Origin of the sequence: Burkholderia perseverans, from assembly GCF_022870505.1 — a bacterium.
Lineage (GTDB): Bacteria > Pseudomonadota > Gammaproteobacteria > Burkholderiales > Burkholderiaceae > Burkholderia > Burkholderia plantarii.
This window is the reverse complement of sequence record NZ_CP045094.1, coordinates 1,580,293-1,592,462: the sequence shown is the minus strand read 5'-3', so window position 1 is coordinate 1,592,462 and position 12,170 is coordinate 1,580,293. Positions and strand designations below refer to the sequence as shown.

18 protein-coding genes are annotated in these 12,170 nt (G+C 72.0%); all 18 read left to right on the top strand.

Annotated elements, in window-relative coordinates; all coding sequences use genetic code 11:
• Positions 1 to 10: 10 nt before the first annotated feature.
• The 18 genes from BpN12_RS21675 to BpN12_RS21590 are packed head-to-tail and all read left to right on the top strand — an operon-like array spanning position 11 to position 12,028.
• Positions 11 to 376, top strand: coding sequence for a flagellar basal body rod protein FlgB (locus BpN12_RS21675; protein WP_246797498.1), 366 nt, complete (start codon positions 11 to 13; stop codon positions 374 to 376).
• Between the two features lie 2 nt (positions 377 to 378).
• The gene (flgC, locus tag BpN12_RS21670; RefSeq protein WP_246797497.1) at positions 379 to 828 is read left to right on the top strand and encodes a flagellar basal body rod protein FlgC; all 450 of its coding nucleotides are present in this window, start codon (positions 379 to 381) and stop codon (positions 826 to 828) included.
• A complete protein-coding gene (gene fliE, locus BpN12_RS21665) occupies positions 825 to 1,127 on the top strand; it encodes a flagellar hook-basal body complex protein FliE (RefSeq protein ID WP_246797496.1) in 303 nt (100 codons plus the stop codon). Before flgC ends, fliE begins: the two co-directional genes overlap by 4 nt.
• 3 nt (positions 1,128 to 1,130) lie before the next feature.
• On the top strand, positions 1,131 to 2,603 hold the full coding sequence (gene fliF, locus BpN12_RS21660; RefSeq protein WP_246797495.1) for a flagellar basal-body MS-ring/collar protein FliF: 1,473 nt from the start codon (positions 1,131 to 1,133) through the stop codon (positions 2,601 to 2,603).
• Positions 2,593 to 3,159 carry a hypothetical protein gene (locus tag BpN12_RS21655; protein WP_246797494.1) on the top strand — a complete coding sequence of 189 codons (567 nt, stop codon included), beginning with the start codon at positions 2,593 to 2,595 and terminating at the stop codon, positions 3,157 to 3,159. The genes fliF and BpN12_RS21655 overlap by 11 nt, the downstream gene beginning before the upstream one ends.
• Positions 3,156 to 3,872 (top strand): FliH/SctL family protein, encoded by a 717-nt coding sequence (locus tag BpN12_RS21650; protein WP_246797493.1) that lies wholly within the window; start codon positions 3,156 to 3,158, stop codon positions 3,870 to 3,872. Before BpN12_RS21655 ends, BpN12_RS21650 begins: the two co-directional genes overlap by 4 nt.
• The gene (locus BpN12_RS21645) at positions 3,865 to 5,190 is read left to right on the top strand and encodes a FliI/YscN family ATPase (protein WP_246797492.1); all 1,326 of its coding nucleotides are present in this window, start codon (positions 3,865 to 3,867) and stop codon (positions 5,188 to 5,190) included. The genes BpN12_RS21650 and BpN12_RS21645 overlap by 8 nt, the downstream gene beginning before the upstream one ends.
• Entirely contained in the window at positions 5,187 to 5,639 is a 453-nt protein-coding gene (locus BpN12_RS21640; RefSeq protein WP_246797491.1) for a hypothetical protein, read from the top strand. Before BpN12_RS21645 ends, BpN12_RS21640 begins: the two co-directional genes overlap by 4 nt.
• A complete protein-coding gene (locus BpN12_RS21635) occupies positions 5,636 to 6,379 on the top strand; it encodes a hypothetical protein (RefSeq protein ID WP_246797490.1) in 744 nt (247 codons plus the stop codon). Before BpN12_RS21640 ends, BpN12_RS21635 begins: the two co-directional genes overlap by 4 nt.
• Complete coding sequence (locus BpN12_RS21630) at positions 6,369 to 6,782, top strand: flagellar hook capping FlgD N-terminal domain-containing protein (RefSeq protein ID WP_055138408.1); 414 nt, start codon at positions 6,369 to 6,371, stop codon at positions 6,780 to 6,782. The genes BpN12_RS21635 and BpN12_RS21630 overlap by 11 nt, the downstream gene beginning before the upstream one ends.
• A gap of 23 nt (positions 6,783 to 6,805) precedes the next feature.
• Complete coding sequence (locus tag BpN12_RS21625) at positions 6,806 to 7,999, top strand: flagellar hook protein FlgE (protein WP_246797489.1); 1,194 nt, start codon at positions 6,806 to 6,808, stop codon at positions 7,997 to 7,999.
• Complete coding sequence (locus BpN12_RS21620; protein ID WP_246797488.1) at positions 7,996 to 8,808, top strand: FliM/FliN family flagellar motor switch protein; 813 nt, start codon at positions 7,996 to 7,998, stop codon at positions 8,806 to 8,808. Before BpN12_RS21625 ends, BpN12_RS21620 begins: the two co-directional genes overlap by 4 nt.
• Complete coding sequence (locus BpN12_RS21615) at positions 8,805 to 9,146, top strand: FliM/FliN family flagellar motor switch protein (protein ID WP_246797487.1); 342 nt, start codon at positions 8,805 to 8,807, stop codon at positions 9,144 to 9,146. The genes BpN12_RS21620 and BpN12_RS21615 overlap by 4 nt, the downstream gene beginning before the upstream one ends.
• Complete coding sequence (locus BpN12_RS21610) at positions 9,143 to 9,493, top strand: hypothetical protein (RefSeq protein ID WP_246797486.1); 351 nt, start codon at positions 9,143 to 9,145, stop codon at positions 9,491 to 9,493. The genes BpN12_RS21615 and BpN12_RS21610 overlap by 4 nt, the downstream gene beginning before the upstream one ends.
• Before the next feature lies 1 nt (position 9,494).
• Positions 9,495 to 10,277, top strand: coding sequence for a flagellar type III secretion system pore protein FliP (gene fliP / locus BpN12_RS21605; protein ID WP_246797485.1), 783 nt, complete (start codon positions 9,495 to 9,497; stop codon positions 10,275 to 10,277).
• Entirely contained in the window at positions 10,274 to 11,059 is a 786-nt protein-coding gene (locus BpN12_RS21600) for a sigma-70 family RNA polymerase sigma factor (protein WP_246797484.1), read from the top strand. The genes fliP and BpN12_RS21600 overlap by 4 nt, the downstream gene beginning before the upstream one ends.
• A 48-nt stretch (positions 11,060 to 11,107) precedes the next feature.
• Positions 11,108 to 11,650, top strand: coding sequence for a tetratricopeptide repeat protein (locus BpN12_RS21595; protein ID WP_246797483.1), 543 nt, complete (start codon positions 11,108 to 11,110; stop codon positions 11,648 to 11,650).
• An 18-nt stretch (positions 11,651 to 11,668) separates the two neighbouring features.
• Positions 11,669 to 12,028, top strand: coding sequence for a hypothetical protein (locus BpN12_RS21590; protein ID WP_246797482.1), 360 nt, complete (start codon positions 11,669 to 11,671; stop codon positions 12,026 to 12,028).
• Positions 12,029 to 12,170 lie beyond the last annotated feature (142 nt).

The window sequence follows — 12,170 nt, the reverse complement described above, 5'->3', positions numbered from 1 at the left end:
AACCCCACCCATGTCCACCGACCTCGTTGCCGCGATCGCCGCCAAGGCGCTCGACGGCCTGTTCGCGCGACAGACCGCGACCGCGCAGAACGTCGCGAACGCCAACTCCGTCGGCTACGTGCCGGTGCGCGTGAACTTCGAAGCCGCGCTGCGCGAGGCCGCCCAGGCGCAGCCGGGCGATACCGCGCAAACGCGCCTCGCCCGCATCCAGGCGGTGGCGCCCTCGCTCGACGCGCCGCTGCCGATCGACGTCAACACGGTGCGCCTCGACGACGAGATCGCCACCGCCTCGGAAACCTCCGCGCGCTACGCGATGCTGGTCGGCATGCTCGACCGCACGCTGCAGCTGCGCCAGCTCGCGATCAAGGGAAGCTGATCATGGACGACAACAGCCTGTTCGCGATCGCGCGCTCCGGCCTCGAGGTCGAGCGCCAGCGCATGGACGTGATCGCGCAGAACCTCGCCAACGCCGGCACCACGCGCACCGCCGACGGCGAGCCCTACCACCCGCTGCGGCTCGTCTCCGGGCCGCGCCTCGGCACGAGCTTCGAGCACCACCTGCAGGCGGGCGGCGCCGCGGCCGCGCTCGAACTGAGCGGCGTGCAGAGCTACGGCGTCGAGCGGCTCGACACGCCGCCGCGGCTCGTCCACGATCCGGCCCATCCGCATGCCGATGCCAACGGCATGGTGGCGTACCCGGGCATCGACCACGCCGGCGAGATGACGCTGATGGTCCAGACGCTGCGCAGCTACGAAGCCGACACCGTGATGTTCAACGCCGCGCGCTCGATGTACCTGCGCGCGCTCGAACTCGGAGCCCACTCATGAACCCCTATCCGATCGAACCGGTCGCGCCGCTGGACGCGGCGCCGGCCGAGGCGCTGCCGGGCGTCGCGCTGACGCCCACCCATGGCTTCGCCGACTGGCTCGTCAGCGGCGCCACCCAGGTCGACCGCAGTGCGGCGCTCGCCGACGACGCCGTGGCGCGCTTCGCGCTCGACGGCTCGGTGCCGCCGCATCAGGTGATGCTCGCGCTGGAAGAGGCGCGCATGTCGCTGCAGTTCGCGCTGCAGGTGCGCTCGCGGCTCGTCGAGGGTTATCAGGAACTGATGCGGATGCAACTGTAAGCCATGGACTCCCCGCTTTCCCGTTTTCGCCGCGCCTTCGCCGACGCATCGCCGGGCCGCCAGCTGGCCGGCGTCGCCGTGGTGGTGCTGATCATCGCCGCGCTGAGCGTCGCGACGTACCTGATGCTGCGCCCGCGCTATCAGGTGCTGTTCCGCAACCTGAAGCCGCGGGACAGCGCGACGATCGTCGCCGAACTCGAACGGCAGAAGGTGCCGTTCCGCGTCGACGACGCGTCGGCGGCGGTGCTGGTGCCCGAGGCCGACGCGGCCGTCACGCGGCTCAAGCTGATGAGCGGCGACCTGCGCCTGCAGGGCACGGTCGGCTTCGAGCTGTTCAACAACGCCGACCTCGGCCTGACCGACTTCGCGCAGAAGGTCAATTACCAGCGCGCGCTGCAGGGCGAGCTGGCGCGCACCATCATGTCGCTCGACGAGATCGAGCTGGCGCGCGTGCATCTGGCGCTGCCCGATTCGTCGCTGTTCCGCCGCGCGGACGATCGCCCGAAGGCGTCGGTCGCGCTGTTCATGCGCCACGGCCAGACGCTCACGCCCGACACCGTGCATGGCATCCAGCGCCTCGTCGCGGCGGCGGTGCCGCAGCTGTCGGCCGCCGACGTCACGGTGGTCGACCAGCGCGGCGAGCCGGCCACCTCGCGCGATGCGCCGATCGACGATCCGCACTACGCGCTCAAGCGCGCGATCGAGCGCGAATACGAGCGCAAGATCGACACGCAGATCGCCCCGCTGCTCGGCGCGCGGCATGCCACCGTCAGCGTCGACGCCACGCTGGATTTCGACCAGGTGCGCGTCACCAGCGAATCGGAGCTGCGCCGGCCGCTTGCCGGCAGCGCCGACGCGGGCACGCCGCTGCCGGCCGTCCCGGCCTCGCACGGCGCCGCCGCGCTGGTCGGGCCGCCGCCGCTGCCGGTGCAGGCCGCAAGCGAAGGCAGCCGCACCGAACACCGGGTCGAGCAGACCGTCTCGGCGCCCGGCTCGCTCAAGCACCTGAGCGTGGCCATGGTGCTCGACGAGGCCTTGCCGGCCGAGACGCTCGCGCAGCTCAAATCGATCGCCGCGACCGCCGTCGGCATGGACGCGGCGCGCGGCGACACGGTGGTGGTGGTCGCCCGCACCGAGGCGGCCGCATCCGTGGCCTCGCCGCTTGCCGTGCCGCCGGCCTCGCTCGCGCCGCCGCCCGCGGTCGACACCGCCCGCGAGACGCCGGCCTCCACCGCGCCGCGCGGCGCCTCCGGCGAGGTCGCGCGTGCGCTGGGCACCCTCGGCGCGCCCGCCACCGTGCCCGCCGTGGTCGCGCTGGCAATCGTGTTGCTGATCGGCGCCGCATGGGGGTGGCGCCGACTCGCGCGCGGCCCGCGCCGCGCCGGCGCGCGTGCCATGACGCTGCCGGAGCGCGACGAGTACGTCACGCGCCTGCGCGCGCTGCTTTCCGAGACCCGCCAGCACCATGAAAACTAAGTCCATCGCGCCCGCCGACCGGCGCCTGCGCGGGCTGGTCGCCGACCTCGCCAACCGCAGCGCCGAGGATATCGAGGCGGTCTGGCACGCGCTGTCGCCCAGCGAGCGTGCGCAACTGCGCCCGCTGCTCGTCGACGCGGCCGCGCTGCACCCGGTCGCCCCCGACACGTTCGAGTCGATGCTGCTGCCCGCGCCGGCATCCGCCGAGGTGCGTCAGGACCCCGGCTTGCGCGACGCCGCCGACGCGCCGATGCTGCCGATCGGACGCCTGGCCGGACACTGGCCCGATGCGCTGCTCGCGCGGCTGGCCGGATGCCTCGACGAGACGCAGCGCGAACGCTGCCTCGCCGTCCATCCGCAATGGCGCCTGCGGGCCGCCGCGCCGCTCACGCCGCGCGCGCGCGAGGCGCTGCTGAAGGCCGCGCGCGACGCCATCGAGGCCTTGCCCGACAACCTGCGGGAAGGGTCCGCGCCGGCCGCTTCGGCGGCGAAGGCGCCGGCCCCGCGATCGTGGGCGCGGCGCCTGCTCGGTTCGCTGCGGAGCGCTCGCGCATGAGCACGCTGCTCAAGGCCGAACAGGTGGTACTCAGCAGCCGGCGCCTGGCCCTGGCTCCCGAGCGGATCGCCACGCCGCCGGTCGGCACGGCCGAACCGGCACCCGCGGCCCACGCGCCTGCCCCGCCGCCCGGCGCCGACGCGTTCGCGCCGGAGCGCGAGCAGTTGACCGCCCGCATCGCCGAACTCGAAGCGAAGCTGGCCGGGCGGCTCGCCGAACGCGAGCACGACACGCGCGCCGCGTTCGGCCAGGGCGTCGAGCAGGGCCGGCAGGAAGCGGCGCGGATGGAAGACGAGCGCATCGCGGCGCTGGCCGGCGGCGTCGCGCGCGCACGCGATGCGTTCGCCTCGCGCCTGGCCGAGCTCGACCGGCTCGCGACCGAGCTCGCGCTGGTCGGGCTCGAACGCGTGCTCGGCGACCCCGCGCGCTACGCGGAACTCGTCGCCGGCACGGTGCGCCACCGGCTTCGGTCGATCGCCGACGGCTCGGTGGTCGAGGTGCGCGTCTCGGCGGCCGACTTCCCCGACGCCGCGCGGCTCGACGCGATGCGCGACGCGCTCGGCGCGGCCCCCGCCGTCGCGCTGGTCGCCGACCCGGGGCTCGCCGCCGGCGCCTGCGTGATCGGCCTGACGCTCGGCAGGCTCGACGCCGGCGTCCCGCCACAGCTGGCCAGCCTCGCGTCGTCGCTGCGGGAGATCGGCAACCATGCCTGACGCCTCGCGCGAACACCGCTATGTCGAAGCGATGCGGCGCGTCGATCCGGTCGCGCGCCTCGGCACCGTGACGCGCATCATGCCGACCTTCATCGAGGCCGACGGCCCCGGCGTGCCGGTCGGCTCGCTCTGCGTGCTCGGCGAGGCATCGGCCACCCCGCTCCATGCCGAGGTCACGCGCGCCGAGGTGGGCCGCGTCACGCTCGCGCCGTATCAGGCGACCGACGCGCTCTGCGTCGGCGACAGCGTGCGCGCCGTCGGCTCGGACGCGACGCTGCCGGTCGGCGAGGCCTATCTCGGCCGCATCGTCGACGCGCTCGGCCGCCCGCTCGACGGCGGCCCTGCCGTCGCCGCGCCGCAGGCGTGGCCGCTGGCCGGCGTGCGCTCGGCACCGCTCGATCGCGTGACGCCCGATCTCGCGCTCGACACCGGCATCCGCGCGATCGACGCGCTGCTCACGCTCGGCGTGGGACAGCGCATCGGCATCTTCGCCGGCAGCGGCGTCGGCAAGACCACGCTGCTCACGTCGCTGGCCCGCAACGTCGAGGCCGACGTCTGCGTGCTGTGCCTGGTCGGCGAGCGCGGGCGCGAGGCCGAGGATTTCTGGCATCGCGCGCTGCGGGACGATACGCGCGCGCGCTCGCTGATGGTGATCGCCACCTCGGACCAGCCCGCCATCCTGCGCGCGCGCAGCGTGGCCGCCGCGCTCGCCCACGCCGAATATTTCCGCGCGCAGGGGCGCCACGTGCTGCTGCTGCTCGACTCCGTCACGCGCTACGCGCTCGCCCTGCGCGAGATCGGGCTCGCCGCCGGCGAACCGCCGACGCTGCGCGCCTACACGCCGAGCGTGTTCGCCGCGCTGCCGAGGATCGTCGAACGCTGCGGCGCGCTGCGCGGCGGCGGCGCGATCACGGCCCTGATGACGGTGCTGACCGAAACCGACGAGGTCGACGATCCGATGGCCGAAACGCTGCGCGCGCTGCTCGACGGCCACCTCGTGCTGACGCGCACGCTGGCCGAGCAGGGCCATTTCCCCGCGATCGACGCGACGCGCAGCATCAGCCGCGTGTTGCAACACGTCGCCAGCGACGCGGCCCGCTCGCTCGCCGCGCGCGCGCTGGCCGGACTCGCGCTGCACGAGCGCTCGCGCACGCTGATCGAGGCGGGCCTCTATGTGCCGGGCAGCAATCCCGCGCTCGACGAGGCGCTGCGCGTGCGGCCCGAACTGATCGCGTTCCTGCGCCAGGACGCTGCCGCCACCACCCCGCGCGCGCAGTCGCTCGCCGCGCTGGCCACCCTGCTCGGCGGCGCCGCATGAGCCGCGATCGCGACCGCTGGATCGACGCCCGCGAGATCGCGAGCCTGCGCCAGCTGCAGCGGCAGCGCGCCGTGACCGACGCGGCCCGCGTGCAGGCCGCGCTCGAGACCGAGCGCGAGCGGCAACAACAAGCCGAGGCGGACCACGACGCGCAGCTGCGGGCGTGGCGCGCCGCGGCATCGGCCGACGCGCTGTCGCCCGCGCTGCTCGTCAACGGCGCCGCCGCGCTGGCCGCGGCGCGAGCGCGCTGCGACGCCGCCGGGTGCCGCGTCAAGGCCCAGGCCGAGGCGCTCGATGCCGCCCGGCATGCGCTGCGGCAGCGTGATCGCCTGGCCGAAGCCGCCGAGGACCTCGCCTCGCGCGAAGCCGCCCGCCATCGCAGAACGCTCGACGAACAGCGCATGAGTGAACTCGAACTGCGCCTTACGCTGCCAGGAGACACACCGTGAACGACATCCGCCCTTCGCTTCGCCCCGCCGCCGGTGGCGCCGACCCGCAGCCGACCGCCACGAACGGCACCGGCAATGCCTTCGGCCAGTTGCTGCGCTCGATGGAACAGACTATGTGGCGCGGCGCGGAGTCGGCCTCGCCGGCCGGCGGTCAGCCGGTGAGGCCGCGCACCGCTGCCGTCGCCACGGCACCGCATGCCGGCCGTCTCGCGCCGGCCATTGCCGCGAGCGCGCCGCCGTTCGAGCCGGCCGCCGCGCCCTTGCCATCGTTGCGCGGCGCCGCGGCAGCCCGTACCGCTGCCGCGACTGGTGACGCGACGGCCACCACCGCCGCGCATCGCGAAGCGGCCGCCGCGCGACCCTCGCCTGCCGACGGCGCACCGTCTCCGCTGCCGCCGCAGGCGCGGCCGGGGGGCACGCCCGCCGCCGCGGCGCCGGTGATCGAGCCATTCGACGAGACCGACGCCACGCGGCCGGCACCGCCGTCCACCGAAACCCGACCGGCCCCGGCCGCCGCCGCGCCCGCGCCGCTGCGCGTCACGCTCGTGGCGGGCGAGACCGCTGCCTCGGTGGCGGCGGTAACGGTACGCGTCGCGTCCGCCGGGCCCGGCGACTTCGACACGCTCGACTCCCTGATTCGCACCACCCTGCTGCAGGGTGGCCATGCCACGTCGAAGCTCGTCATCAACGGCGTCGACCGCACCGTCACGGCCTCCGGAGACACCCTTCATGGCAACTGATCCCCTCGGCGCCGCCGCCGCGCTCGGCACCCGGACCGATTCGCTCGGCCTGAACCTGCAATCGCTGCTGCAGATCATCCTGACGCAACTGCAGTACCAGGATCCGCTCAAGCCCGTCGACAACTTCGAGTTCGTCTCGCAGCTCGCGCAGTTCACCTCGCTCGAACAAACGCGCCAGATGAGCGACAAGATCGACAACCTGCTCTCGGTGCAGTCGGCGACGCAGACGGTCGGCCTGCTCGGCCGCAACGTCGACGTGCAGACCGACAGCGCGAGCGCCGTGCAGAGCGGCGTCGTGAAGAGCGTGTCGTTCAAGGACGGCCAGCCGCAATTGACGATCGAGACCACCGACGGCCAGTTCCTGACCAACGCGACCGTGTCGCAGGTCACGGCCGTTCGCTGACCCACGCCCCCCGGGAGACCCGCATGCTCGACAGCATCTACATCGCCATGAGCGGCCTGAGCGCCTACTCGCGCGGCCTGCAGACCATCAGCAACAACGTGGCGAACCTCAACACCGCCGGCTTCAAGAGTTCCACGCCGCAGTTCGCCGATCTGTACTACGGCCAGCGCTACGCACCGGGTTCGCCCGGCAACCCGAACGTGTCCTATGCCGGCAGCGGCGTGGAGTACGGCTACGCGTCGCTGAACTTCGCGCAAGGCGACACGCACGCGAGCGACGGCCAGCTCGACCTCGCGATCCAGGGCGACGGCTTCCTGACCGTGCTGGACGGCCAGGTCGCGCGCTACCAGCGCACCGGCCAGTTCGCCGTCGAGCCCGACGGCTCGATCCGTGACAAGGCCAACGGCCTGCAACTGGCCATGCTGACGCCGGGCGGCGACGTGACCGGCCTGTCGATCGCCGGCAAGCAGCTGAGCCCGCCGCAGGCCACCACCACGGTGAAGTTCACCGACAACCTTTCGTCCGGCGCGACCAGCGCCTCGATCCCGAGCATCGACGTGTACGACGCGAACGGCGGCAAGCACACGCTCAAGGTCGACCTCACGCCCGATTCGAGCGTGCAGGCCGGCCGCTGGAAGGCCGTGGTCACCGACGAGAACGGCGCGACCGTGCAGACCGATTTCCTGCAGTTCAACGGCGGCGTGCCCGATCCCGCCCACGACCGCATCGACGTCACGCTGAGCCCGGCCAACGGACCGCTGCTGACCGTCTCGCTCGATTTCTCGAGCGGCGTGACCAACTTCTCCGCCGGCACCACCTCGACGCTGCGCGTCGACACCAAGGACGGCTACGGCACCGGCACGCTCTCGTCGCTGAGCGTGGACGACAGCGGCCAGCTCGTGATCCAGTATTCGAACGGCCAGAGCGACACGCTCGGCACCATCGCGCTCGCCAGCTTCAGCGATCCGCAGCAGCTGATCCAGCTGGGCAAGGGCCTGTTCGACGCGAGCCATGCCGCGCCGGCCGCCTATCGCGCCAGCAGCGGCGCCGGCGTCGGCAAGCTGCTGTCCGGCGCGACCGAGGCCTCGAACGTGGACCTGTCCACCGAGTTCGGCGAACTGATCCTGATCCAGCGCGGCTTCCAGGCGTCGTCGCAGGTCATCAGCACCGCCAACGACATGCTCATGCAGCTGCTGCAGATGCGAGGCCAGGGATGAGCGCACTTGCCGTTGCCTGGCGCCCCGCCAGCGATGACGACGCGAGGCTGGCGCGCTCGCTGTTCGACGCCGCGCTGGCCGACTGGCAGGCGCGCTGGTTCGCGCGGCCCGCGTTCGCGATCGGCGCGATCGTGCGCCGGCCCAGAGGCGAGGTGCCCGCCGTCGCGCCCGGCCGCACCAGCCATCGCTGCGCGCCGGGCCTGCGGCTCGATCCGCGCGACACGCTCGCGCGCCGGCTGATCGGCGCGGCCTACGCGACCGACGACGGCGTGTTCGACGCGCCGGCCAGCCATGGCGCGCTCGCGTCGATCGCCGCCGAAATGCTCGACGACCTGGTCGCCGCGCTCGGCACGGCGCTCACGCCCGCCGCGCCCGCTCCGGCCGCGCCGCGCGGCGGCGACGCGCCGTCGTTCAGCGGCTACGGGACGCTCGATCTCGCGATCGAATCGGTGGAGGGCGAGCCGTGCGCCTCGCTCGTCTGCGATATCCGCCATGTGTGGGAGCGCCATGCGGCTGCATCGTCCGCATCGCCTGCATCGTCCGTGGCTGCCGCGCTGACGCCGCGGCGCGAGGCGCTCGACGCCACGCCGGTCGCGCTGTCGGTCGTGCTGGGGCACTGCGAACTGTCCGCGGCGCAACTCACGATGCTGTCGCCGGGCGACGTGCTCGTGCTCGATCGCCGGCTCGACGAACCGGCGACGCTGGTGGTCGATGCCACCGCCGCGCCCGTCGCGCTCGGCCTGCCCGGCCGCAGCGCCACCTCCCTGTCCTTCAAACTGACGTCGCTCGCGACACCCGATTCGCCATGACCACCCACACCTTTCCGAAACAGGCCGTCGCGGCCCACGTCGACTTCCCCGAACAGCAGGCCGGCGCACACGCCGAGCCCGCCGAGCCCGCCGCCCGCCCGATGCTGGACCTGCTCGACGGCGTGAAGGTCAACGTCGACGTCGTGCTCGGCCGCTCCGTGCTCGACGTCAAGGACATGATGGCGCTGCAGTCGGGCAGCGTGCTCGAACTGAAACAGGCGATCGGCGACCCCGTCGAGGTCGTGCTCAACGGCAGGACCATCGCCACCGGCGAAATCGTCGCCGTGGACGGCCACTTCGGCGTGCGCATCGTCGAGATCGGTGCCGGCGGCCGATGAATCCGCCCGCCCCGACCTCCTGGCTCGACCATGCGTCCGCCGCATCGGCATCGCATCCGGGCCTGTTCGCCTACCTCGGCGTGGACTGGACGCGCATCGTGCTGGCCCTGCTGCTGTGCATCGCGCTCGGCGTGGCCGCCGCGTTCGTGCTGCGCGCACGCACGGCGCGCGGTGCGCCGCGCGAGGCCGGCGCCGCGCCGCGCATTCGCGTGGTCGAGCACGCACGCCTGCCGTCTCGCACCACCCTGCATCTGGTCGAATACGACCAGCGCGTGGTCCTTCTCATGTCGGATGCGAGCGGCACGCGTGTCGTCGACGCGCATGACCGCTCACTGCCGGAAGCCTGAGATGTGCGCGATATCCCGACTTCTGCCCGCCGCCGCGATGCTCGCGCTGTTCGCGCTGCTCGGCGGCGTGCCCGACGCCGCTCACGCCGCGAGCGCCGTGCAGGCCGCCGCGCCGATCACGGCGCAGGACATCGCCAGCTTCGCCAAGCCCGCCGCGGGCATGTCCGAAGCCGTGCGGATCGCCACGCTGCTCACCGTGCTCAGCGTGCTGCCCGCGTTCGTCGTCTCGATGACGGCCTTCATCCGCATCGCGATCGTGCTGTCGATGATCCGCCACGCGTTCGGCATGCCCGAGACGCCGCCCACGCCCGTGCTGATCAGCCTCGCGCTGTTCCTGACGCTGTTCGCGATGCTGCCCACCTTCCAGGCCGTCAACCACGATGCGCTCCAGCCATTCCTGAGCGGGCACCTCGATCTGCCGCAGGCGCTCGAACGCAGCAGCGGACCGCTGCGCCAGTTCATGCTGCGCCAGGTGCGCGAGGACGAACTGAAGTGGATGTACGAGGTGTCCCATGAGCCGCTGCCCGCCACGCCCGACGACGTCAGCCTGCTGCAGCTGACGCCGGCGTTCATCCTCAACGAACTGCGCGTGTCGTTCCAGATCGGCTTCGTGATCCTGCTGCCGTTCCTGCTGATCGACCTGATCGTGTCGAGCGTGCTGCTCTCGCTCGGCATGCTGATGGTGCCGCCCGCCACCATCTCGCTGCCGCTCAAGGTGCTGATGTTCGTGCTCGTCGATGGCTGGGGCTTGATCCTGCGCGGCGTGCTGGGCGGTTTCAAATGAACCCGGCAGGCGCGCCGCTCGCCGACCATGCCGTGCCGCCCGATGCGGGCGACGCGGCGCTGTGGCACGCGTTCGAAGCGGCGCGCTCGGCGCCCGCGCGCGAGGCGATCTTCGAGTTCTATCTGCCGTATGCGACCAGCGTGGCCGCGAAGCTGTATCGCGGCCGGCACCGCGACGACGTGGATTACCTCGACTACCTGCAGTTCGCCTGCATCGGCCTGCTCGAATCGATCGACCGCTTCGACCGCGCGCAAGGCAACGCCTTCACCACCTTCGCCACGCAGCGGATCAAGGGCAGCGTGCTCGACGGCGTCGTGCGGCTGACCGACGGCCAGGAGCAGACCGCGCTGCGGGCGCGCGTGCGGCGCGAGCGGCTCGAATCGCTGAACCAGGCGGCCGACGACGCGCCGCGCGACGTGTTCCGGATGCTTGCCGGCGTGACCGTGGGCCTGGCCATCAGCTTCATGCTCGACGACACCGGCATGGTCGAAGCTCGTGCGGAAGACGCTGGCGGCACGCCGGCGACGTACCCGTTCCAGGACATGCCGTACCGCAGCGTGGCGCAGCAGCAGACGCGCTCGCGCCTGCAGGAAGCCGTGGGGCGCCTGCCGGGGCGCGAGCAGAAGATCATCCGCTACCACTACTTTCATCGACTGAATTTCGAACGCATCGCCGATCTTCTCGGCCTCTCGAAGGCTCGCGTTTCGCAGCTGCATCGTGCCGCGCTCGACACGCTGCGCGGCCAGATCGGCAACGGCGAGGACTTTTACCTGCTTGCATGAACCAACATGAACGAACACCGCCCTTCCCAGCCGTGCCCTGACGCGAGAATGGCCGACATCGTCGGCGCCATGCAGTCGGGCGATGAAAACGTGATCGCGATGCTGAACGAGGCGCAGCAGGCCTGGCCGCACGATCATCGCCTGCCGTTCCTGCGCGGCGCCGTGCAGGCCGGTGAACGCCGCTACGACGAGGCGCGCGCCGATTTCGTGGCGGCGCTGGAGCTGGCGCCTGAGTTCTCGATCGCGAGCTTCATGCTCGGGTTTCTCGATCTGACGAACGGGCAGGTGGAGCGTGCGCGGGCATCGTGGCAGCCGCTCGATGCACTGCCGACCGAAGAGACGCTGCGCGTGCTCAAGACAGGGCTGCTGAACCTCGCGGAGGATCGTTTCGAGCTGGCGATTGCGCAGCTGCGCGCGGGGATGGCGTCGAACCAACGTTACCCGTTGATCAATCCCTACGTGGCCGCGGTGCTGGCACAGCTGGAGGGGACCGAACCGCCGCCGGGCGGGGCCGATCCGCAGGACGGGAAAGCGGGTATGCTCGGCAGTGACCTGCCGCAGGCTTACCCGCATCCCTACTTTTCCCGCTGATATCCGACGAGATTGGCCATGATTTCACGTACCACGCTGAACCAACTCACCGATATCCTGCGCAGCGAACTCGACCGCAAGGTGCAGTCGCGCCCCGGTGCGGCCGGGGGCAAGGCGGCTGGCGCCGCCGCCCGGCAGGATGGGCCGCGGCCACTGGCGGAATCGTTGCGCGCGCATATCGCCGGGCTGGTGGATGCGGGGGTGACGGACGAGGCGCAACTGGCGCGCGCGGCAGTCGAGCATATGCTGCATCGGCAGTTTGGGGATGAGCTTGTTAACGATCCATCGTTTCAGTCGGTGGCCAGCCGGATCGCGCAGACGGTGATGGAGAATGAGGAGTTGAGGAAGGCGTTGATGGGGGCGGTTTTGAGGGGGTGAGTGAAGAGCGAGGGATTTTAGTGGGAGGCGCCTTTCGGGTTTGCGCGTTATTGCCAAAGGACCTGTGTGAGAGATCGGGGGCGTCATAGCGGCAGGGGGACAACCGGGCATGGCCCGGTCGCCGTGATCAGATGCGTGGTGC

Excerpts from the sequence above, each read along its gene's own strand:
- BpN12_RS21675 (WP_246797498.1), top strand. The coding sequence starts at position 11 with ATGTCCACCGACCTCGTTGCCGCGATCGCCGCCAAGGCGCTCGACGGC.
- flgC (WP_246797497.1), top strand. The coding sequence starts at position 379 with ATGGACGACAACAGCCTGTTCGCGATCGCGCGCTCCGGCCTCGAGGTC.
- fliE (WP_246797496.1), top strand. The coding sequence starts at position 825 with ATGAACCCCTATCCGATCGAACCGGTCGCGCCGCTGGACGCGGCGCCG.
- fliF (WP_246797495.1), top strand. The coding sequence starts at position 1,131 with ATGGACTCCCCGCTTTCCCGTTTTCGCCGCGCCTTCGCCGACGCATCG.
- BpN12_RS21655 (WP_246797494.1), top strand. The coding sequence starts at position 2,593 with ATGAAAACTAAGTCCATCGCGCCCGCCGACCGGCGCCTGCGCGGGCTG.
- BpN12_RS21650 (WP_246797493.1), top strand. The coding sequence starts at position 3,156 with ATGAGCACGCTGCTCAAGGCCGAACAGGTGGTACTCAGCAGCCGGCGC.
- BpN12_RS21645 (WP_246797492.1), top strand. The coding sequence starts at position 3,865 with ATGCCTGACGCCTCGCGCGAACACCGCTATGTCGAAGCGATGCGGCGC.
- BpN12_RS21640 (WP_246797491.1), top strand. The coding sequence starts at position 5,187 with ATGAGCCGCGATCGCGACCGCTGGATCGACGCCCGCGAGATCGCGAGC.
- BpN12_RS21630 (WP_055138408.1), top strand. The coding sequence starts at position 6,369 with ATGGCAACTGATCCCCTCGGCGCCGCCGCCGCGCTCGGCACCCGGACC.
- BpN12_RS21625 (WP_246797489.1), top strand. The coding sequence starts at position 6,806 with ATGCTCGACAGCATCTACATCGCCATGAGCGGCCTGAGCGCCTACTCG.
- BpN12_RS21620 (WP_246797488.1), top strand. The coding sequence starts at position 7,996 with ATGAGCGCACTTGCCGTTGCCTGGCGCCCCGCCAGCGATGACGACGCG.
- BpN12_RS21615 (WP_246797487.1), top strand. The coding sequence starts at position 8,805 with ATGACCACCCACACCTTTCCGAAACAGGCCGTCGCGGCCCACGTCGAC.
- BpN12_RS21610 (WP_246797486.1), top strand. The coding sequence starts at position 9,143 with ATGAATCCGCCCGCCCCGACCTCCTGGCTCGACCATGCGTCCGCCGCA.
- fliP (WP_246797485.1), top strand. The coding sequence starts at position 9,495 with ATGTGCGCGATATCCCGACTTCTGCCCGCCGCCGCGATGCTCGCGCTG.
- BpN12_RS21600 (WP_246797484.1), top strand. The coding sequence starts at position 10,274 with ATGAACCCGGCAGGCGCGCCGCTCGCCGACCATGCCGTGCCGCCCGAT.
- BpN12_RS21595 (WP_246797483.1), top strand. The coding sequence starts at position 11,108 with ATGGCCGACATCGTCGGCGCCATGCAGTCGGGCGATGAAAACGTGATC.
- BpN12_RS21590 (WP_246797482.1), top strand. The coding sequence starts at position 11,669 with ATGATTTCACGTACCACGCTGAACCAACTCACCGATATCCTGCGCAGC.